13 protein-coding genes are annotated in these 22,070 nt (G+C 71.7%); 11 read left to right on the top strand and 2 right to left on the bottom strand.

The genetic code is table 11. From position 1 onward, the window contains the following. Positions 1-559: 559 nt before the first annotated feature. From ACIRQP_RS19210 to ACIRQP_RS19165, 10 genes are all read left to right on the top strand, one after another. A complete protein-coding gene (locus ACIRQP_RS19210; protein ID WP_403891195.1) occupies positions 560-2,386 on the top strand; it encodes a BTAD domain-containing putative transcriptional regulator in 1,827 nt (608 codons plus the stop codon). Between the two features lie 65 nt (positions 2,387-2,451). Beyond that, complete coding sequence (locus tag ACIRQP_RS19205; protein WP_403891191.1) at positions 2,452-4,746, top strand: TOMM precursor leader peptide-binding protein; 2,295 nt, start codon at positions 2,452-2,454, stop codon at positions 4,744-4,746. After that, positions 4,736-6,694, top strand: a complete 1,959-nt coding sequence (locus ACIRQP_RS19200) for a TOMM precursor leader peptide-binding protein (protein ID WP_403891188.1) — start codon at positions 4,736-4,738, stop codon at positions 6,692-6,694. The genes ACIRQP_RS19205 and ACIRQP_RS19200 overlap by 11 nt, the downstream gene beginning before the upstream one ends. Before the next feature lie 58 nt (positions 6,695-6,752). Next, on the top strand, positions 6,753-8,372 hold the full coding sequence (locus ACIRQP_RS19195) for a nitroreductase family protein (RefSeq protein WP_403891185.1): 1,620 nt from the start codon (positions 6,753-6,755) through the stop codon (positions 8,370-8,372). A gap of 20 nt (positions 8,373-8,392) precedes the next feature. Continuing rightward, positions 8,393-11,284 (top strand): lantibiotic dehydratase, encoded by a 2,892-nt coding sequence (locus ACIRQP_RS19190; protein ID WP_403891182.1) that lies wholly within the window; start codon positions 8,393-8,395, stop codon positions 11,282-11,284. Next, the gene (locus ACIRQP_RS19185; protein WP_403891180.1) at positions 11,272-12,399 is read left to right on the top strand and encodes a lantibiotic dehydratase C-terminal domain-containing protein; all 1,128 of its coding nucleotides are present in this window, start codon (positions 11,272-11,274) and stop codon (positions 12,397-12,399) included. Before ACIRQP_RS19190 ends, ACIRQP_RS19185 begins: the two co-directional genes overlap by 13 nt. Further along, on the top strand, positions 12,396-13,508 hold the full coding sequence (locus ACIRQP_RS19180; RefSeq protein ID WP_403891178.1) for a peptidase M50: 1,113 nt from the start codon (positions 12,396-12,398) through the stop codon (positions 13,506-13,508). Before ACIRQP_RS19185 ends, ACIRQP_RS19180 begins: the two co-directional genes overlap by 4 nt. Positions 13,509-13,537: 29 nt before the next feature. Continuing rightward, positions 13,538-14,530: an ABC transporter ATP-binding protein gene (locus ACIRQP_RS19175; protein ID WP_403891175.1), complete on the top strand. Its 993-nt coding sequence runs from the start codon at positions 13,538-13,540 to the stop codon at positions 14,528-14,530. Further along, entirely contained in the window at positions 14,527-15,282 is a 756-nt protein-coding gene (locus ACIRQP_RS19170) for an ABC transporter permease (RefSeq protein WP_403891173.1), read from the top strand. Before ACIRQP_RS19175 ends, ACIRQP_RS19170 begins: the two co-directional genes overlap by 4 nt. After that, positions 15,279-17,255, top strand: a complete 1,977-nt coding sequence (locus tag ACIRQP_RS19165) for a TOMM precursor leader peptide-binding protein (RefSeq protein ID WP_403891170.1) — start codon at positions 15,279-15,281, stop codon at positions 17,253-17,255. Before ACIRQP_RS19170 ends, ACIRQP_RS19165 begins: the two co-directional genes overlap by 4 nt. Before the next feature lie 90 nt (positions 17,256-17,345). On the opposite strand, the gene ACIRQP_RS19160 is transcribed toward ACIRQP_RS19165, so the two are convergent. After that, the gene (locus ACIRQP_RS19160) at positions 17,346-17,522 is read right to left on the bottom strand and encodes a thiazolylpeptide-type bacteriocin (protein ID WP_129766434.1); all 177 of its coding nucleotides are present in this window, start codon (positions 17,520-17,522) and stop codon (positions 17,346-17,348) included. A 157-nt stretch (positions 17,523-17,679) separates the two neighbouring features. Between ACIRQP_RS19160 and ACIRQP_RS19155 the strand changes: the two genes are divergently transcribed. Next, complete coding sequence (locus ACIRQP_RS19155; protein ID WP_403891168.1) at positions 17,680-18,981, top strand: amidohydrolase; 1,302 nt, start codon at positions 17,680-17,682, stop codon at positions 18,979-18,981. A 108-nt stretch (positions 18,982-19,089) separates the two neighbouring features. Here the strand turns inward: ACIRQP_RS19155 and ACIRQP_RS19150 are convergent, their stop codons facing one another. After that, entirely contained in the window at positions 19,090-22,068 is a 2,979-nt protein-coding gene (locus ACIRQP_RS19150) for an FAD-binding and (Fe-S)-binding domain-containing protein (RefSeq protein WP_403891165.1), read from the bottom strand. Positions 22,069-22,070: the final 2 nt, after the last annotated feature.

Here is a 22,070-nt window from a genome sequence, read left to right as displayed (position 1 = left end):
GACCTTCCTGGACCAGCACGGGATCCCCCGGTCAAAGTCCTGGCGCACCCTCGGCACCTGACCTCAACCATCCAAGATCCCCGACAGAGTCAAGCTTTGTGCCTGTTCCCTTTGTGCGTGTTCGCGACGGCGGGCCGTATTCACACTCAATAAGTGCTTCTTTCCGGTTGGTTCGCCGTCCGGGAATGCCGCTGGGCCGGAGGGTCGACTTTCCATGGGCGAGTTACTAGGATGCCCAACAAGTTCTGGGCGTCGGCATTGTTTTGGAAACAACCATAGGTGTGCAGCCGAGCCTATTCATCTGTTGGTAAAGCGACGTTAATTTTCTTTGGAACAGCGGTACGTATCACTCCACTGAGCTGGCCCTCGCCGAAGGTGACGGGGCAACTCGGCTGTGTGGCTACGGGGGAGTAGGGAATCAGTGGGGCCTGACAGAGGTCTGTACCGGAGAAAAATGCGCACCATTTCCGTCCACGGATGTCCTGACGTCGTGAGGTGCCCAGGATTTGGCACTTTCATGCGTCATGGACGCGAGTACTGATTCGGGGGCGGGAGCCGCGTGCGTTTTCAGCTTCTGGGCCCTTTGAGTATTGCCGAGGGCCATGACGTTGTTGTTCTTAAACCGTCCAAACCGTCCAGCCTGCTGGCGGCTCTCCTCATTCATCCCGGATCCGTCGTGTCCACCGGCTATCTGCTGCGCGCCCTGTGGGACGAGGACCAGCCGGCCACGGCCAGGGCCGCGCTCCAGAGCTGTGTCCTCAGACTGCGCCGGATCTTCGTCAAGTACGGAGTCACGCGCAATGTCATCGAGGCGGTGCCCGGTGGCTACCGGATGAACGCCGACGCCGACACGCTCGACCTGGTGCGGTTCCGCGCGCTGGTACGGGCGGCGGACGACGCCGACGACGCCGAGGGCGAGCTGTACCGGCTCAAGGAGGCGCTCACGCTCTGGCAGGGACCCCTGCTGGCGAATGTGCCGTCCCCGATGCTGCACCGCGACGAGGTGCCGGGGCTGACCGAGGAGCGGCTGCGTACGCTCGAACGGGCCTGTGACATCGAGCTCGCGCTGGGCCGATGTCGTCAGGTACTGGTCGACCTCTGGGAGGCCGCTCGCCGGCACCCCGGTCGCGAACGGTTCTCCGAACAGCTCATCGAGGCGCTCTACCGAACCGGCCGGCAGTCGGAGGCGCTCTCCGAGTACCGCAGTGTGAAAGGCCGGCTGAAAGAGGAACTGGGCGTCGATCCCGGCCCGTCGCTCCAGCGGCTCGAACTGTCGATCCTGCGCGGCGACGACCTCGGCCCACCCGCACTCGATCCGGCGCTCGACCGGACGGCGCCGCCGCCCGGCGGCCGTACGGAGGTGGCTCGCGCCCCGCGCCCCGAGCCCTTGGCGATCGCCGCCCCGGCCCCCGTTCCCGTACCGTCCGTACCGCTCACGCCCGCCGTACGGCCGGTGCCGCCGGTGCCGTCCTTCACCGGCCGCGCCGCCGAGCGGGCGGCGATCACCGCCCGCCTCACCGCCGGATCGACGGACACCACCGTCGTGGTCCTCTCCGGAGCCCCGGGCATCGGAAAGACGGCGCTGGCCCGGCAAGCCGCCCATGACACCCAGGACAGCTTCCCCGGCGGCGTGTTCATCCTGGCCATGACGCGTGAGGACGGCTCCTCCGTCCCCCCGGCCGAGGCGCTGGCGCACCTGCCGCCGCCCGGAACCGCCGACGGCGCGACGCTGCTCGTCCTCGACGATGTGACCAGCCCCGATCAGGTCCGTCCACTGCTCCCGGCCAGGCCGGGCGGCGCCGCGATCGTCACCAGCAGGCGCGGTCTGGCCGGACTGATGGCCACGCACGGCGGCAGCGTTCACCGGCTGTCCACCCTGGATCCGGCGGAATCCCGGCAACTGCTGGCCGCCGTTCTCGGCCCCGAACGCGTGGCCGCGGAACCGGACGCCGCAGGCGAACTCGCCCGTATCTGCGGCCACTTCCCGCTCAGTCTGCGGATCGCCGCCGCCCGGCTGCTCACCCGCCCCGGGCTGCGCGTCGAGGACTGTGCGGCCTGGCTGGCGGAGGATCTGCCGGCCAGACTCTCCCTCGCCGACGATCCGCGGCTGTCCGTACCGCAGGTGTTCGGCGGCGCGCTGCGCCGGCTGGAGCCGCGCTGGCGGGAAGCCTTCCACCGGCTCGGCGACCACGAGGGGCTGCTGCTCTCCTCCCACGCGCTCGGTGACTCGCCCGAGGCGGAGGAGGCGTTGGAGCGGCTCGCCGACGCGGGCCTGCTCGAAGAAGGGCCGCCCGGCCCGTACCGCATCCATCGACTGCTGAAAATCTACGCGCGTCAGCAGGCGCGCGAGAGGCACAACAGCCAGGCGGCGACTGCACGCCACTGACGGGCGACGCCCGAACTCCACCACGATCAGGCCACCTTGACCAAGCATCCAGGGGTGTCATTCTCATGGGCTCAGCGACCTACGCGACCGTTGCCTCGACCCGCCCGCGCATCCGCCGCGACGTGCTCTTCACCGAAACACCGGAGGGAGTGCTCTTCCACAACGCCGACGGCGGGTTCCAGCTGACGGCCAGGTCCGCCTACCGGTTCGCCACACTGATCGTGCCGCATCTCACCGGCGAGCACTCCGTCTCCGAGATCTGCCAGGGCCTCGGCGACCAGCAGCGCTCCATGGTCGGCGAGCTGGTGAACAGCCTGTACGAACGGGACTTCGCCCGGCCGGTCCCGGCGACCGCGAGCCAGGCGCACGACACACCGCCCGACGTGGCACGGCGCTTCGCCCCGCAGATCGCCTATGCCGACCACTACTCCGACGACGCCGAGCGACGCTTCCACCGCTTCCGTACGGCACGGGTGGCCGTGCTCGGCGACGACCTCGTGGCCCGCTGGTGCGTCCTCAGCCTGATCCGCAACGGTTCCGCGACCATCGGCGTGCAGCCGGGACTCGGAGCCGAGAGCATCGAGATCGTGGAGTCCGAGGCACGGGAGGCGGCGTCCGACGGCTGCCCCGTGGACCTCCGGCGGATCGGGGCGGACGACCCCCGGCAGCCCCCGAGCTGGGCGGACCTCGCGTCGTACGACCTCGTGGTGGTGACCGGGGGACCCGCGGCCCCGCGGCGGCTGTTCCCGCTGCTCCGGGCCGGCGTGCCCGAGGGCCGTACGCTCCTGCCGGCCTGGTCCTACGGCCAGTTCGCCGTGGTGGGACCGCTGATGACGCCCGACACGGCCGGCTGCTGGTCCTGCGCGGTGCTGCGGATCGGTTCCCACGACGGGGCGGCGGCAGCTGCGGACATCTGGAGCGGTCTGGCACTGCCCGGTTCCGTACCGGCCGGTGATCTCCCGAGCCGCCCCCTGGCGGCGATGATCGGCAATCTGCTCGGCTACGAGATCTTCCGCATCACCACCGGCGCACTACCGGCGGAGACCGCGGGCCAGCTGATCATCCAGGACATGAAGTCCCTCGATGTCACGGCCGAACCCCTGCTGCCGCACCCGCGCTGCCCGTTCTGCGCCGGGACGGCGGCGGCCGGTGCCCCGGCCGGCTCCGTGGATCTCCCCCTGGGCGTCCCTCTGGACCTCCCGCTGGATCTCCCCGCGGACCTCACGGAGGCCGGGAGCGGCACTCCGCCGATGCCGACGGTCGACACGGCCCGGGAGGCCGAAGCACTGGTGGAGGAGCTGAACCGCCGCTCGGTCCTGGTCCGGCCGCGCGCCGGAGTCTTCGGCCGGTTCGCCGACGAGCCGCTCACGCAGATACCGCTCAAGGCGACCCTCGTCGAGTTCGGCACCGGCCACGGCGCCTCCCGTCGGATCGCCGCCTTCGATGTGCACCATGTCGCGGGGGCACGGCTGCGGGCGCTGAACGCGGCGGCCGGGGTGTACGCGGAGCATGTCGTGCCCACCGCAGACGTTCTGACGGAGGATCAGCTCGACGCGATGCGTGCGAGCGTGCCGGCCGTGGAGCCGGGCGCGCTGGCACTCTCCGGCGGAGCGGGGACGGGCGGTGCGCGGGTGACGGCCTGGACCCGGGCCGTCTCGCTGCTCACCAAGGAGCGGATTCTCGTACCGGCTGCGGCTGTACGCACCTTCGGCCCGCACAACGCCGACCGGCTGTTCGAGCCGACGCGCGCCGGGACCGGAGCGGGAGCCTCGGCGGCGGACGCCGCCGCCGACGGTCTGCTCTCCGCTCTCGCCCATGACGCGCTGTGTCGCACCCTGTGGGGCGGTACGGCGAGCAGGGTGCCGCTGAAGCCGCTCGCGGAGGGGGAGGGGGCCGATGCCGAACTCACCTTCCTCGTCCGGTCCGCGGCCGTCCTCGACATCGAGCTGGACCTGCTCGACCTGGGCGAGAGCGACCGCTCCGGCGCCCATGTGCTGCTCGCCCGGGGAGCCGGACACTGGGCCGTCGGCAGCGACATCCGCGCACAGAGCGCCGCGGTCGCCGCGCTGCGCGATCTGCTGGGACAGGTGCAGCTGGGCCGGGAGGAGACGGCCGCGCCGTTCGACCTCGGCGATCCGCTCCTGCGTGACCTCGACGCGACGACGATCCACGCCACGGACACCGAGGGGACCGGGGCCGTCGCCTCCCGGGCGGTGACCGGCTGGTCCGAGGTGCTCGACCGGCTCCGGGCGGCGGGACGCGACGCCCTGATGGTGGACACCGGCTCCGCGGACCTGGCCATCGCGGGCATCACAACCGCCCGCGTGCTCCTCACCACGGAGGCATCCCGTGGTGCTTAGCACAGTCGATGTCCGCCCGGCGGAGGGCCTGCTGCGTCAGGCCCTGGCGCGGCTCGGCGGACCCGAGGTGAACATCGGCGTGCTCGGTACGCACGACGCGTTCGCCACCGGACAGGACGCCGCGTACACCGACGGGTGTGACGCCGCCCGGCACCCCGAAACGTCGGTCCCGGTGCGGCTGTACGGCGCGCACGCCGTCATCGGGCCCCTGCCAGGTGCCGACGGCGCACCGGCCCCGGCCTGCTCCCACTGTCTGGCCCGCCGCTGGCAGGCCGTACGGTCCGTGGCCCTGCGCGACGCCCTCGAACTGGGCGGGGATACCAGGGCCGCGGCGGAGTGGCCCTACGCCACACCGTTCGCGGCGGACGCGGTGGCCGCGCTGGTCACCGCACTGCGCGAGCGGCCACCCGCCCCCGGAGGCCCGTTCCCCGAGATCCGGCTGGTGGATCTGCGGACCCTCACGGTCCGGTGCTATCCGCTCGTGCCCGACCCCGAATGCCCGCGCTGCGCCACGCCGCGAACCGACAGCGCCGAGGACGCCCGGATCACCCTGCGTCCCGCCCCCAAACACCGTTCCGGCTCCTTCCGGCTGCGGCCCATCGAGGCGTACGACATCGACGTCGCCGCCTTCGCCAACCCGGTGTGCGGCGCGCTCGGGCCGTCCGTGGTCCATGACGTCTCCTCCACCTCCACCTCCGCGACCATCGGCTGCTTCTCGATGCGCTCCGGCGAGTATCTGCGCGAGACGTTCTGGGGCGGCCACGCCGACTCCTTCGGCCACAGCAACCGGATCGGTGTGCTCGAAGGCATGGAGCGCTACGCGGGGATGCGGGCGCGCTCGCGGATCACCAGCGTCACCGGAACGCTCGACCGGTTCGGCGCCGAGGCCGTCGACCCCCGTGAAGTGGGCCTGTACGCACCGGACTTCTACCGGGCCAACCCACGGGTCCGCCCGTTCGCGCCGGACCGGGAGATCCCCTGGGTATGGGGCTACTCCCTGCGTGACGAGCAGCCGCGGCTGGTGCCTGAGGTACTGACGTACTATCACGCGCCGGGCCTGGAGAACCGGTTCGTGCAGGAGAGCTCCAACGGCTGCGCCTCCGGCGGCTGTCTGGAAGAGGCGATCTACTTCGGGCTGATGGAGGTCATCGAGCGCGACGCCTTCCTTCTCGCCTGGTACGGGCAGCAGCCGCTGCCCGAGATCGACCCGGTCACCAGCACCCGCGCCGCCACCCGGCACATGGTCGCCCGGCTGGCGATGTACGGCTACCGCGCACGGTTCTTCGACACCCGGATCACCTTCCCGGTGCCGGTGATCACCGCCGTGGCCGAGCGTTTCGACGGCGGACCCGGCCGGATGTGCTTCGGCGCGGGCGCCGGGCTCGACCCCGAGTCCGCGCTCGACTCGGCGCTCTGCGAGATCGCGACCGACGCCGTGAACCTGCGGGACCGCACCGAGCGCGACGGGCCCCGGCTGCGCGCCATGGCCCGGGACTTCGACCGCGTGACGGCGCTGCACGACCATCCCCTGGTGTACGGGGTGCCGGAGATGGGCGAGTACGCCGACTTCCTGCTGGATCCGGACAGTCCGCTGCGGCGCGGAGTCGCCCCCGAACCCTCGTGCACCGTCCATGAGTTGTGCTGGCCGGACCCCTCCGGCGCCATGGCCGCCGAGGATCTCCGCGAGGATCTGCGGCGCTGTGTCGACGCGGTGACCGGAGCCGGCTTCGACGTGGTGGTGGTCGACCAGACCATGCCCGAGCAGCGCACGCTCGGGCTGCACACCGTCAGCGTGCTCGTCCCGGGGCTGCTGCCGATCGACTTCGGCTGGTCCCGGCAGCGGGCCCGCACCATGCCCCGGCTGCGCACCGCGCTGCGTACAGCGGGACTGCGCGACCACGATCTCGGGCCGGACGACATCAACCCGGCCCCGCACCCCTTCCCGTAATCCACTGTCCAGCCCGGAACCGTCCAGTACAGCACCGTCCAGCAGAGAGGAGGGTCCCGTGGGCTACGCCCATGACTATGCGGCCGCGATCATGCAGCGCGGCCGGATCCCGATGGAGCCCGCCGATTTCGTCCCCGACTGGGCGGATCGGCCGAGGAAGGCGAAGTTCTACCCCGGCGTCGAGTCCTTCCCGCTGCCGGACACGGACTTTCCCGAGGGGGCGACCGTGGCGGCCGGCTGTCTGCGTACCGAAGGGCGCGGCGGACAGCGGTCGTTCACCCTGGGCTCGCTCTCCGGGATGCTGCGCGACTCCTACGGTCTGACCGGACGCCGGCTCGGTGTCCAGACCAATACCGACCTCGCCGCGCTGCCGCACTACACCCAGGCCAACTGGTCCCGTGGCACGGCTTCCGGCGGCGGTCTCTACCCGGTCGGCGTCTACTGGGTCTCCGGCCCCAGCGGGCCGAGGGCGCCGGGCATCCACTACTACTCGGCCCCGCACCACTCCATGCAGCGGCTGCTCGCGGGCGATGTGACCGGTGAGGTGCGGGCGGCGCTCGGGGAGGGGGCGGCGGGCGCGGACCGGGACCAGTTCCTGGTCCTGGGGATCAAGTACTGGCAGAACGCGTTCAAGTACAACAGCTTCTCCTTCCACGCGGTGAGTATGGATCTCGGGGCGATCGTCGGGACCTGGCGTATCTGGGCCCGCGCGCAGGGGCTGAGTGTCGAACCCGCGCTGTGGTTCGACGAGGAGAGGCTGAGCCACGTGCTGGGTGTACCCAACCAGGAAGAAGGCATCTTCGCCGTCGTCCCGCTGGCCTGGGAGGGTGCCGAGCCCACCGCCGGGCTCTCCGTGACCGCTCTCCCCGACGTCCCCGCCGTCCGGCACACCGACGTCGAACGCTCCCGTACGGTCCTGCGCTTCGAGACCCTCCAGCGGATCCACGCGGCGACGGTGGAAGCCGCCACCGACCGCCCGGAGCCGGGCGCGCTCGACCCGGCGGCCGCGATCCCGCCCACCGCGACGGGCACGCCCGTCGTGCTGCCGGAGCCCGAGCTGCCGGCGGTGAGTGTGCGCGACGCCCTGCGGGAGCGGCGCAGCAGCTTCGGGCGCTTCGACGCGGCCCGCCCGGTCACCACCGCGCAACTGGCGGCCACTCTCGACGCCTGCGTCACCGCCTCGCTCGGCGGCGACAGTGAACGCCCCGTTGCGCCGGGCGGCACCGCCGCGCCGGGCCTGATCACGCTGTACGCGTTCATCAACCACGTCGAGGGCGTCGCGCCCGGCGCGTACGCCTACGATCCCGCCGATCACACCCTGCGCCCGGTGGTGCCGGGCCCGCCGGGACCGTTCCTCCAGCGCAACTACTTCCTCTCCAACTACAACCTGGAGCAGGCCGGTGTGGTGATCGTCCCCACCATCCGCACCGCCGCCGTCCTGGACGCGGTGGGAGATCGCGGCTACCGGCTGGTGAACGGCACGATCGGGGCCGTCGCGCAGACCTTCTACACCGTGGCCGCCGCCCTCGGGCTCGGTGCGGGCGTCGCCCTGGGCTTCGACAACATCTCGTACATCGAGGAGCTGGGCCTCGAACGCACCGGCGAGAAGCCCCTGTTGATCATGCTGCTCGGCAATGAGCGGCCACGGCCCGCCGACTTCCGCTACGAGATCGGCTGACCGGGATGGGGGAACGAGTGATGACACCGGACGCGCACACGACGGATGCCGGCTGGGAACCGGGCCGGCGCTTCATGCTGCGTGTCGCGGGGCTGCCGGTCGAGTCCGTCCAGGCGCTGCGCTGCGGCGACAGCCGCCGGTGGGCGGACGACGTCCTCGCGGCCGAGGACCGGCTCCGGGCCCGTGCGGACGGACTGAGCGATCTGCTGCACGAGGTGGTGAGCACCACCGATGTCGCCCCGGACGGGGCGGGCGCGGGCCAGCGCCGTGAACTGCTCGGACTGCGCCGCCAGATCTTCAACAACCGGCTGCCCGCCGACCCGGAGGCGGCCGTCCGGCTGGTCGCCGGACTCGACCCCCGCGCGGCGGAGGCGACCGCCGAGTGGTTGCGGGACCGGCGGCATCTGGAGAAGCTGCGGGCCGAGGGGGCGCCACTGCTCGCCGCCGACCTCGGCAGGACCCGGGCCGCGCTGCGCGGGCTCCTCGCCGAGGACCGGCTGCGCTGCGGTCTTCTGCTGGCCTCCCCGACCCTGGAGGGACAGCTCGACGCCTATATCGGCAAGGCCGAGGCAGGGGCCGCGGCAGGCGTGTCCCCCGACAAGCGGATGCGGAAGATCGAGCGGTCGGTGCTGTCGTATCTGTACCGGACAGCCTGCAAGACCAGTCCGTTCAGCACCTTCACCGGCGTCGCCACCGGCGTCTTCCAGGACGACGGCGGTGGCGACGGCGGTGGCGACGGAGGGGAGCCCGGACGCGACGCCGCGGACCCCACCATCCGTGTCGACGACGTGTGGTCGAGCCATGTGCGGCTCAGTGTCGTCGTGCTGGGCCGGTTCGCCGAACTGATCGTCGCCGACCCCGCCCGGCGGGGCGATCTGCCCGTACGGCCGGCCTCCGGCTGGGAGCGGGACGACGACCGGATCCGGTACGTACGCCAGTGGATCAGCGCGGGTGACGACTCGGCCGCGGTGACCTTCGACGCGGTCAAGGACCGGCTGTTCTACCTCCGCCGCAGCGGCACGCTGGACCGGCTGCTCGGGCTGTTCGAGGGACGGGACGAACTGCGCTACGGCGAACTGGTGGAGTGGCTCCATGCCGAGCACGACGCCGAGCCCGCGCAGTGCGAGACCTATGTGGCCGCGCTCCTCCAGCTCGGGCTCGTGCGGGTGCCATGCCTGGACACCGACGTCCACAGCCCCGATCCCCTGCGCTCCTTCCAGAGCGCGCTGCGCACCCTCGGGCGCCCCTGGGCCGACCGGCTGGCCGCCGCCTTCGAGGGTCCCCTCCGCGCCATCGACCGCTTTCCCTCCGCGGGCCGCGCCGAACGGGCGGACCTGCTGCGCGACCTGCGCGCCGGACTGCGGCAGGGCCAGGCCGAGTTGGGCGCGGCGGAGGCCACGCTGCCGCAGACCCTGCTCTACGAGGACGTCAGCGCCGGGCGTGAGGTGACCTGCGGGCTCGGTGCCTGGACCGGGCCGGCCGACGGGGCGCTGCGCTCCGTCGAGCGGATACTCCCCGCCTTCGACCTGACACTCCCTCAGCGGGTCACCTTCAAGGGCTTCTTCGTCGCGCGCTACGGCCGTGGCGGCCGGTGCGACGATCTTCTGGGCCTCGTCCATGACTTCCACGAGGACTTCTTCGACCAGTACCTCTCGTTCGCGGGCAAGCGGCGGCCGTTCGACGACGGGGGCGAGTACGTGCCGGAGGAGAACTGGCTCGGCCTGCCGGGGATCCGCGCGATCGACGCGGCGCGGCGTGCCTTCATCGACCGGATGCGGCGGCTCTGGGAGGAGCACGCGGACGCGGACGAGATCCGGCTCGACGAACGGGATCTCGGGCTCGTCGCGGACGAACTCGCCCTGCTCGCGGCCGACTTCGCACCGCAGTGCCACCATCTCCAGCTCACCGAGAGGGACGGCGCGCCGCTCGTCGTGCTCAACCGCTCGTACGGCGGGCTCTCCTTCCCCTTCAGCCGTTTCACCCATGTCTACGACACGGACGGCACGAACGACACGAACGAGACGGACGGTACGTATTCCACGGAGGACACGTATTCCACGGCCGGCCCGGTGGAGCGGGCGGAGAAGCGGCGGTCCGGGGCCTTCTCACGAGGGCTGCGCGACACCGCCGCCGCCGTCACCCCCGACGGAGCGGTGCTGGCCGAGATCACCGGAGGAGCGGTCACCAGCAATCTCAATCTGCACAGCCCGCTCACCGACTACGAGATCGTCTGCCCCGGAGAATCCAGCACCGTCCCCGAGGAACGGCGCATCCACCTCGACGATCTCCATGTCGAGCACGACGCGGAGACGGACCGGCTGGTGCTGCGCTCCACCCGGCTCGGCCGCGAGGTCGTCCCCGTCTATCTCGGCTATCTGGTGCCGCTCGCCCTGCCCGAGATCCCGCGTACGTTGCTGCTGATGTCCCCGACTTCGATGGCGCCCCTGGACGTCTGGGGCGGTGTCCCGGCGGGCGAGGCGCACGACGGTGTGACCACGCGGCCCCGGGTGCTGCACGGCGAGGTCGTCCTCAGCCGCCGCAGTTGGACCACGACGGCCGGCGCGCTGCCCGTCCGCCGGCCCGGCACGGGCGATGAGGAGTGGTTCCTCGGCTGGCAGCGCTGGCGTCGCGAACACGCCCTGCCCGACCAGGTGTTCGCCACTGTCTCCAGCGGCCCCAGGGGCGGCGCGGGGGCCAAGCCGCAGTACGTGGACTTCGACAGCGCGCTCTCCCTCACCGCCCTCGAAGCACTGCCTGCGGACCCGGACGACCGGGTCGTCCTGCGGGAGATGCTCCCCGGGCGCGACGGGCTGCATGTCCGCTCCGCGCGCGGCAGCCATGTGGCCGAGCTGGCCGTGGAGACCTTCACCTCGACCCGACGCAGAGAGGGCGCACCGACATGTCAGAGCTGACCCCCGCGCCGAGCCCCACACCGGTCCCCGCGCCCGCCCCCGTCCCTGGCTCCGCCCCCGTCCCTGGCCCCGGCGCGGCCGACTGGCAGGCCGTCCACATCTTCTACGCGGCCAATCCCCAGCCCCTGCTGGTGAACTGTGTCCGCCCGCTGGTGGCCGACCTGACCGCCGGCGGCCTGCTGGCCGGCCACTTCTTCATCAACTACTGGCTGGAGGGACCGCATGTCCGCCTCCGGCTCAAGCCCGTCGACGCGACCGCCACCCCCGAGGTACGGCGCCGCGCCGAGGAGGCCATCAGCGGCTTCCTCCGCGCCCGCCCCGCCCTCTACGAAGTGGACTCCGGGTTCCTCAACGAGTTCTACAACACCCTCTTCGAGATCGAGTTCCCGGAGGGCGACCGCGGCGCGTTCATGAACGAGGACGGCCGGATGAACCTGCGGCCCAACAACTCCTTCTCCTACGAACCGTACGAACCCGAGTACGGGAAGTACGGCGGCCCGGCCGGGATCGAGCTGGCCGAGTGGCACTTCGCGCACTCCAGCGATCTCGTCATGGACGCCTTCCGCACCATGAACCTGCATCTGCGCACCGTGCTGCTCGGCACGTCCGCCCAGCTGATGATGGTCATGGCCGGCTGCTTCCTGCGCGAGCGGGAGGAGCTGGGGGAGTATCTGGACCGCTACTACGAGTTCTGGCACAACGCCTTCCCCGGCACCGGCTTCATCGGGTCGAAGGAGTACGACAAGAACTACGCCGCGATGGCTCCCGGCCTCGGCCGCCGCTTCGAGGGGATCCGGCGGGCCGTCCGCACCGGTGAACTCGGCTCACTCCCCGCCTTCCTGCGCGGCTGGGCCGAACACTGCCTCGAACTGCGCACCCGTGCCGAGGAGTTGACCGTGGGCGGCGAGCTGGTGTTCCGCTCCTGGGACGGTACGCGCGACGAGCGCGTCACCGATCCCGCCGTGGCGATCCCGCTGCTGCTCTCCCCGTACATGCACATGACCAACAACCGGCTGCATGTGACGATCCGCGACGAGGCGTATCTCTCCCATGTACTCGGCCGGGTCCTGCGCGAGGACACCGTCACCCCACCCGCCCCGGCGGCGATCCCATGACCGCCACCCCCGGGGAACTCCTCTCGCACCGCCCGGCACTGCGCCCCGGCGTCCTGCTGAGCCCCGCACTGCTGCACGGCCCCGCCACCGTGCATCTGATCAAGGAGCCGGAGGGCGGCGGGGCCTTCGAGGTCGGGGCGAAGGAGTACTTCCTGATCTCCCGGCTCGACGGCAGCCGCACCCTGGCGGAGATCGGGGAGGAGTACGCCGATACCTTCGGCAAACGCCTCGCCGCCGCGCACTGGCAGCGGCTGCTGCATCTGCTGGGCGCCAGAAGCCTGCTGGCCGGCGCACCGCCCCGGCCGGCACCCGCCACCCCGCCCGGCACACCGTTCAGCGGCACACTGCTGCGGGGCACCCTGCGGCTGGTCGCCGACGCCGACGCCACCACCACACGCCTGCACCGGCTGCTGCGCCCCGCACTGCGGACCCCGGTCCTGCTGCCGCTGACCGTGCTCATGGTGGCGATGGAGGTCCTGCTCGCGACGGACCTGCCCGAACTCGCCCGTGACACATGGTGGTTGTTCCACCAGCCCGCCGCACTGATCGCGGTCTTCACCCTGCTCTGGCTGAGCACGGCGCTGCACGAACTGGCCCATGGGGTGAGCGCCCGGCACTACGGGGGTACGGTCAGCGAGATCGGGCTGCGCTGGCGGCTGCCCGTGGCCGTGATGTACTGCACCGTCGACAACTACCGCTATCTGCGTACCCGTTGGCATCAGCTCGTGGTCGCGGGGGCGGGCGCCTTCGCCAATCTGCTCTTCCTGCTGCCGTTCCTGGGCTGGTGGGCCGCGCTCCCCGAGGGGGACCCGACCCGCAAGGTGCTGTCCGGACTGCTGCTGCTCGGCAGTCTCCAGGCACTCGTCAACCTGCTGCCCCTGCCTCCGCTCGACGGCTACACGATGCTGAGCCATACGCTGCGAGTCTCCGGTCTCGCGCCGGAGAGCGGGCGCTATCTGCGGCTGTGCCTCGGCGACCGGCCGGCCGCCGCCGCGTACCCGCGCCGGGCCCGCGTCGTCTACCTCTCCTACGGGGTGGGGTCGGCCCTGCTCGTCCTTCTCCTGGTGGCGGCTCTGGCGACAGGGCTCTACTTCCTACTAGTTCACTGACCCACAACCCCCGAGGGGCGCAGAACCACATGAGCGAGGCCAGGACCATGGCGTCCGTGCCGCACGAGGCGGCCACCGGAGCGGCGATCGTCGTCGAGGAGGTACGCAAACGATACGGGGACCGGCAGGCCGTCGACGGGGTGTCACTCCAGGTCGGCCGCGGGGAGTTCTTCGGACTCCTCGGCCCCAACGGCGCGGGGAAGACCACCCTCGTCGAAATCATGGAGGGCCTGCGGCAGGCGGACTCCGGAACCGTCTCGGTTCTCGGCCAGTCCCCCTGGCCGCGGAATGTGGCGCTGCTGCCACGGCTGGGCGTCCAGACCCAGTCCTCGGCCTTCTTCGTGCGCCAGACCGCGCGGGAGCATCTGCGTACCGTCGCCGCCCTGTACGGGGCGAGCCGCGCCGACGCGGACAGCACACTCGGCACCGTCGGGCTGGCCGATCAGCGTGATGTCATGGTGGAGAACCTCTCCGGCGGCCAGCGCCAGCGCCTGGCCATCGCCTCGGCCCTGGTCCACGGCCCCGAGCTGATCTTCCTGGACGAGCCGACCGCCGCCCTGGACCCGCAGGCCCGGCGCGATCTGTGGAAGGTGCTGCGCGAGCTGAAGAGCGAAGGCCGCACCATTGTCTACACCACCCACCACCTGGACGAGGCCGAGGCGCTCTGCGACCGGGTCGCCATCCTCGTGGCCGGCTCGGTCGTGGCGCTCGACTCCCCACACCATCTGGTGACCGCCGCCGGTGCGCCGACCCGGCTGCTGATCCCGGCGGAACGGATGAGCCAGGAGGCCGCGGCGGCCATCCCGGGGGTCGACCGGGTCACCGCTCAGGGCGGCTCCCTCGTACTGGAGACGGCCGAGTCCGGAAAGGTCCTCCAAGCGGTCGACGCACTCGGCGGTCTGGACGGCGTCCAGACCCGCACCGCCACGCTGGAGGACGTCTACCTCGAACTGACCGGCACCACCGACCACACCGGCACCACTGACACCAACGACACCAACGACACGGAGCAGCAGGGATGAGCGCGTACGCGGCACTGACCGGCGCCGGCTACCGGGCGCAGGTCCGGGACAAGGCGACCCTCTTCTTCACCTTCGCCTTCCCGCTGCTCTTCCTGGTCGTCTTCGGACTGATCTTCCGGGGCCAGGAGGTGGAGGAGACCGGCCGTCCCTACATCTCCTACATCGCGCCGGGCGTCATGTCCTGGGGCGTGGCAAACGCCGCCGTCTTCGGAGTCGCCTTCACCCTGATGCAGTGGCGCCGCGACGATCTGCTGCGGCTGATCCGGATGACCCCCACCCGGCTGTCGTCGGTCCTCGGCTCCCGCTATGTGCTGGCCCTCGGCGTGGGGGTCTTCCAGGCGGTGGTGTTCATCGCGGTGGCGATGCTGCCGCTGTTCGGGCTGGAGCTGGACGGCCGCTGGCCGCTGGCGCTGCCCGTGCTGGTCCTCGGCATCACGGCGTTCCTCACCATCGGCGTGGTCATCGGCTCGTACGCCGACACGCCCGAGGCCGTCGCGGCCATCGCCAACTGCCTGATGGTGCCGATGGCCTTCCTCTCCGGCTCGTTCCTGCCGCTGGACATGATGCCGTCCTGGCTCCAGTCGATCTCGCGGGTGCTGCCGCTGCGCTATCTCAATGACGCGGTGTCCGCCGCCCTGTCGGGCCGGGGCGACCTCGGGGACATCGCCCTCGGATGCGGGGGACTGGTCGTCTTCACCGTCGTCTTCGGTGCGCTGGCCCTGAAGACGTTCCGCTGGAGCAACTCCACATGACAACGACGACGACCACGACGGACGCACCCGGCGATCCCGGCGCGGTGATGGACGGCGCTCCGCTGGAGGCCGCGCGCGAACTGCTGCGGCGCGAGCTGGCCGTACGGCTCGCCCCGGCCGCGGGGCCGACCGTGGTCCCCCTCGGCGCCGGGGACGTACTCGGCCACCGGGGCGAGGACCGCCACGCCGCCGTACGCCCCGGGGCCACCGTCCATCTCACCTCGGGGGCCGTACTGGTGGGCCCCTGGGGCGGCGGCGACGCGACCGCAGCCTGCGGCCAGTGTCTGGCCATGCGCTGGCAGCGGCTGCGCACCCGCACCGAGCGGGACGCCCTGGAGACCGGATCGCGCACCCGCGCGGCCGGCCACTGGCCGCGGCTCACCCCGTACGCCCTGGACGCGGTCGAGGCGCTGCACCGCGCGGTGTTCCTCCCGGACGCCGTGCTCCCGCCGGGCCCCGGCGCGGCCGACCGGTCCCTCCCGCAGGTCTCGCGCCTCGACCTCGCCACGCTTGAGGTGCGGACCTATCCGCTGCTCGCCGATCCGCTCTGCCCGCACTGCGGGCCACGCGGCACGGACGGCCCCGCCGACGAGGGCTTCGGTCCGGTGAGCCGGCCGAAGCCCGCACCGGACACCTACCGGCTGCGCCCGGCGTCCGCGTACCCGATGCCGGCCATGGCGCTCGCCAACCCCGTCTCCGGCGTCCTCGGGGCGGGCACCTGGATCAATGTCACCTCACCCACCACCGCGCCGGTCGCAGGCAGCGTCTTCATGCGCGGCTACGCGGGGCTGACCGATGTCACCTGGAGCGGCCAGGCCAACGGCTTCGACGCCAGCCGCGATCTGGCCTATCTGGAGGGCCTGGAGCGGTACGCCGGTACGCACCGGCGCACCGGCACCACCCTGCTCACCGCGGCCTACAGCGATCTCGGCGAGGACGCCCTCGACCCCGCCGAGTGCGGCTTCTACGCGCCCGAGACCTACCGTGACGACCCGATGGTCAGCCCCTTCGACCCCGACCGGCCCATCCCCTGGGTCTGGGGCCACTCCCTGCGCGACGAGCGCCCGGTCCTGGTTCCGGCCCGGCTCGTCCACTACAGCGCGGGCCTCGCCTCCGACAACTTCGTCTTCGAATGCTCCAACGGCTGTGCGATCGGCGGCTGTCTGGAGGAGGCGATCCTCGGCGGGCTCCTCGAACTCATCGAGCGGGACGCGTTCCTGGTCGCCTGGTACGGGGCCACCCCGCTCACCGAGATCGATCTCGGCTTGCTCGACGACCGCACCGTCCGCACCATGATCGACCGGGCCGCTCTCCAGGGCTATGACGTCCACGCCTTCGACAACCGGATCGACCTCGGCGTACCGGTCGTCACGGGCCTGGCGGTCCGGCGCGACGGCGGCCCCGGCACCTTCTCCTTCGGCGCCGGCGCGAGCCTGGACCCGGCGGCGGCCCTGGAGGGGGCCCTCTCCGAGGTGCTCACGTACATCCCGCATCTGCCCCGGCAGGTGGCCGAGCGCCGGGCCGAACTGGAGGCGATGGCCGAGGACTTCGGGAAGGTGCTGCACCTCAAGGACCACGCACAGCTGTACGGTCTGCCGAGGACGGCGGAGCATGTCCGCGGCTATCTGGAGCCCTCCGCCGTGCGGCCGATGGCGGAGGTGTACCGCGACTGGGAGGAGCGGGAGCGGCCGCGAACGGGCGACCTGCGTGACGATGTGGCCCACTGCCGCGACGCGTTGGTACGGGCGGGACACGATGTCATCGTCGTCGACCAGACCACCCCGGAGCAGCACCGCATCGGACTGCGCACGGTCGCCACGATCGTCCCCGGCCTGCTGCCGATCGACTTCGGCTGGTCGCGTCAGCGCGCGCCGCGTATGCCGCGACTGCGGAGCGCCGCGTTCCGGGCGGGGCTGCGCGACCGGGAGCTGACGGAGGCGGAGATCCGGCTCGTGCCGCATCCGTTCCCGTAACCCCGGCGGCGGGGCCGGACACCACGGAGCGGGCGGCACCCGCGCGGAAGGCCGCGGGTGCCGCCCGCCCGTGGTGCGGAGCGCGAAGGATCAGGCGCTGCAGGAGGTGGTGCTGGTGGTCGAGGAGCAGGTCGACGTCGAGCTGCAGCTGGTGGAGCCCGCGAGCACGACCTCGCTGGCGTCCGAGTAGTCCGAGATCTCGAAGGTCTCCGACTCCAGCTCCATGATCTCGTCGGCGAGGGAGGCGAGGGGGCTCTTGTCAGCCATGGTGACTCCTTGGGAGAGGCCGGGCCACCGGGCTTTCCCCGGCGGTCCCTTGTCGTGCCACAGGTATTCCAGCCGACCCCACTTCCACATCGGCAGGTCTTCCACTGACCGCTCGTGTCAGCGGTCTGTAGGTCACCCGCCGTGCCCGTGCCGCACGATGGGGCGGGTGAACCACGTACCTGTCGCGTACCCCGGCGAGAACACCCCCGTCCTGGACGGGGTGCGGGGGATTCTCCGTCCGGCGGTCGCCTTCTATCTGGACCTGCACCGCCATCCCGAACTCTCCGGCGAGGAACGGCGCACGGCCGCCCGGCTGGGGGAGTGGCTGACCGAAGCGGGCTACGAGGTGACGGGAGAGGTCGGCGGCCATGGTGTCGTCGGCGTCCTGCGCAACGGGGACGGACCGCGCGTGCTGATCCGCGCGGAACTGGACGCGCTGCCGGTCACGGAGCGGACCGGGCTGCCGTACGCGAGCGAGGGCCCGGTCATGCACGCCTGTGGCCACGATCTGCACCTGGCGGCGGCGGCGGGCGCCGCATCGCTGCTTGCCCGTGCCAGGGACCGGTGGAGCGGGACGGTGGTGATCGTCGGCCAGCCCGCGGAGGAGACCCTCGCGGGGGCGCGGGCCATGCTGGCGGACGGGCTGTACGCACGCTTCGGCCGGCCCGATGTGGTCCTCGCTCAGCACACCGCCCCGCTGCCGGGCGGCATGGTCGCCCATGGGTACGGCCCGATGCTCGCCGGCAGCGTCGGTTTCGAGGCCGTCATCCACGGCCGGGCGGGCCATGCCGGCACCCCGCAGCTGGCGGTGGACCCGGTGGTCACCGCGGCGGCGACGGTCCTGCGGCTCCAGAGCGTGGTGTCGCGCGAGTGCGCGCCCACCGAGCCCGCCGTGCTGAACGTCGGTTCCCTCCACTCCGGTTCGGGCGGCAACCTCATCCCCGACCGGGCGACGCTCGGCATCACCGTCCGCGCCATGTCGGAGCGCGCGCTCGACCGGATGGCGGCCTCGGTGGAACGGATCGTACGGGCGGAGTGCGCCGCGTCCGGCTGCCCCCGCGACCCGGAGATCACCATCGTCTCCCGCTCCCCGGTGACCCATCCCGACCCCGGGGCCACGGAGCTCGTACGCGACGCCCATCTGCGGCTCTACGGCCGCGAACGGGTGGCCCTCTGGCCGCCGGCCACGGCGAGCGAGGACTTCCCGCTGTACGGGGACGCGGGGGTGTCCGTGCACGGAATGCCGGGGATTTCGCTCGCCTACTGGATGTTCGGCGCGGTGGGCCCGAGCACGTGGGCGCGGACCCCCGGGTCCGCCGAGGAGAAGCTCGCGGCCCTCCCGCCCAACCACTCGCCGGAGTTCGCGCCGGACGTCCGTACCGCGCTGCCCGCCGGGATCACCGCGATGACGGCGGCGGCGCTGTGCTGGCTGAAGGGCGGCGCCGGACCCGGGGAGTGAGCCCCGGGACAACGCGCCGCCCACCCCTGCCACAGGGCCCCGCCCGCGCGCGAAGGCCACCCGCGCGATGCTCCTCGGCCACCATCAGATGGCCGCCGGCCCGCACCCTCAGGGGCGACCCCCTGTTCTCCCACGCCTGTCGGGGAGTTCCACCGCCTCCCACAGCAGCTGTACGGGATGCCACGCGTCGCGGCGCGTGCCGTGGAAGATCTGCTGACGGCAGGAGACCCCGGTCGCCACCACCACGGTCTCCGGCGGCTCCGCCTCGACAGCGGGGAAGAGCCGGTCCTGGCCGACGGTCATGGACACCTCGTAGTGCTCGGACTCGAAGCCGAAGGACCCCGCCATCCCGCAGCATCCGGCGTCCAGTTCGGACACCCGCACCCCGGGGATACGGCTGAGCAGACTCATCGTCGCGGCGGTGCCGACCTCCGCCTTCTGGTGGCAGTGCCCGTGGTAGAGCAGTCTGCGTCCGGCGAGCCAGGAGTCCTCACGCAGCCGCAGCCGGCCGTCGTCGACCGCCTCGACCAGCAGCTCCTCCACCTGGCGCACCCGCCCCGAGATGTCCTCGACGGACGCGTCGTCCGGCAGCAGCGCCTTGTGCTCGTCGCGCAGCGTCATCAGACAGGACGGCTCGCAGCCCACGATCGGTGAGCCGGGCTCCGTCGTCCCGGTGAGCAGATGGGCGAGCGCGAACGCCTTGTCCTTGGCGTCGTCGACCAGCCCCTTGGAGAGACTGGACCGGCCGCAGCAGCCCCGGCTCTCCAGCCGGACCTGCCAGCCCGCCAGCTCCAGCAGCTCGATCGCGGAGCGGCCGATGTCCGGCTCGGTGAAGGTGGTGAAGGAGTCGGCGAGGAACGTGAGCGTTCCCTGGGTGGCCGCCGGACGGCCCGGCTCGGTGGCGCCGCGCGCGTGCTTACGGAACCAGCGCACCAGATCGCGCCGTACGAACACCGGCAGCGGGCGCCGCGAGGTGATGCCCAGCCGGCGGTCGAGCAGCAGCCGCAGCGGGCGCAGCCGCCCCGGCAGATTGGACAGCGGCGCCACCGCGGAACCGAGCCGGTTCAGCAGCCGGATCGAGCCGAAGATCCGTGACCGCAGCGGCACGCCGTGCAGATCGTGATGGTGCGAGAGCGACTCGGCCTTGAGGGTGGCCATGTCGACACCGAGCGGGCACTCGCTCTTGCACGCCTTGCACATGAGACACAGATCGAGGATCCCGTGCAGCCGCTCGTCCCCGAGCGCCCTGCGCGGATCAGGTTCGGAGAGCGCCTTGACCAGGGCGTTGGCCCGGCCGCGGGTGGAGTCCTCCTCATTGCGGGTGGCCATGTACGAGGGGCACATGGCGCCCGTACCGCTCTTGCGGCACAGCCCGATGTTCATGCACCGGTCCGCGGCGCCTCGCATACCGCCCACCACCTCGAAGGAGAGGCGGGTACGCAGCGGTTCCGCGGGCGGCAGCGCCCGGTCGCGGAGGTTGTCCGTCATCGAGGGCGCGTCGACGATCTTGCCCGGGTTCATCCGGTTGTCCGGGTCGAAGACCTGCTTGACCTGGCGCATCGCCTCGTACAGCCGCTCGCCGAAGATCTCCCGGTTGAACTCGCTCCTGGCCAGGCCGTCGCCGTGCTCGCTGGAGTTGACGCCGCCGTACTCCGTGACCAGGTCCTTGATCTCCACCGCCACCGCGCGCATGGTGTCGACCTGTCCCGGGTCGGTGAGGTCCAGGAACGGCCGGATGTGCAGACAGCCGACCGAGCAGTGGCCGTAGAAGCCGGCCGTCAGCCCGTGCCGGTCGAGCACCTCCTTGAAACGCTTGGTGTACTGGGGGAGATGGACCGGATCGACGGCCGTGTCCTCCACGAAGGCCAGCGGCCGGCGGGTGCCCTCACCGGCCGCCATCAGCAGACCGAGGCTGGACTTGCGGACCTTCAGCAGGGAGGACCGCTGGTCCGGGGTGATGGCCTGGAGGGTGTGGTAGCCGTGGCCGTGCCGGGCCCAGAGCGTGGTCAGCCGCTCCATACCGGCGAGCAGTTCCCGCTTGTGGTTCCCGGTGAAGCTGACGAAGAGCAGCGCGTCGGGATCGCCTTCGAGGATGGAGCTCAACGAGGCGTACTCGATCTTCTGCCGGGACAGGTCGAGGATCGTACGGTCCATCAGCTCCACCGCGGTCGGGTCACAGGCCAGGGCGTCCTCGGTGGCCTCGATGGCGGCGGCCGTGCTGGTGAAGTGGCCGACGGCGATCATGGTGTGGCGCGGTTTGGGTACGAGATCGACCAGCGCCTCCGTGGCGATGACAAGCGTGCCTTCCGAGCCGACGACGAACTTGGCCAGGTCGAACGGGGTGTCGGGGCGCGCCATCCGGTCCAGCCGGTAGCCGCAGGCCCGGCGCCAGAACTCCGGGAAACCTTCCGCGATGGCCTCGGAGTTGGCGCGTACGATCTGCGGCAGCCGCTTGTAGAGGCTTCCCTCCAGCGTGGGGAGGGCGGCCCGGCGGGCGCGCTCCACCTCGTCGACCGGCGCCAGCAGCGCCCGGCTCGCGTCGGAGAGGACGACATCGAGCTCCCGGACATGATCGATGGTCATGCCGTAGCGCAGTGAACCGCTGCCCGCCGAGTTGTTGCCGATCATCCCCCCGACGGTGGCCCGGTTGCTGGTGGAGGTGTCAGGACCGAACATCAGCCCCAGCGGTTCCGCCGCCCTGTTCAGCTGGTCCTGGACGACCCCGGTCTGGACGAGCGCCGTGCGGCGGTCGCCGTCGATCTCCAGGATGCGGTTCATGTACCGCGACAGGTCCAGGACGAGCCCCGGGCCCACCGTCTGGCCGGCCAGACTGGTCCCGGCCCCGCGCGGCACCAGCGGGATGCCGTACTCCCCGGCCGCCGCCACCGCCGCCCGCACATCATCGGCGTGCCGCGGGAAGACGACACCCACCGGGGTGATCGCGTACATGCTCGCGTCCCGCGAGAACAGATGCCGGGTGTAGTCGTCGAACCCCACATCACCGTCGAGTTCCCGCCGGAGACGGTGTGCCAAATCCTCTGCCGCCGCACCCCCGGTCGCGGGGGCGTCCGAGCTGATCGTTGTCATGT

It is taken from the genome of Streptomyces sp. NPDC102274 (genome assembly GCF_044766385.1).
Lineage (GTDB): Bacteria > Actinomycetota > Actinomycetes > Streptomycetales > Streptomycetaceae > Streptomyces.
Note: the sequence above shows the minus strand (reverse complement) of the source record. Positions and strands in the feature narration are given on the sequence as shown.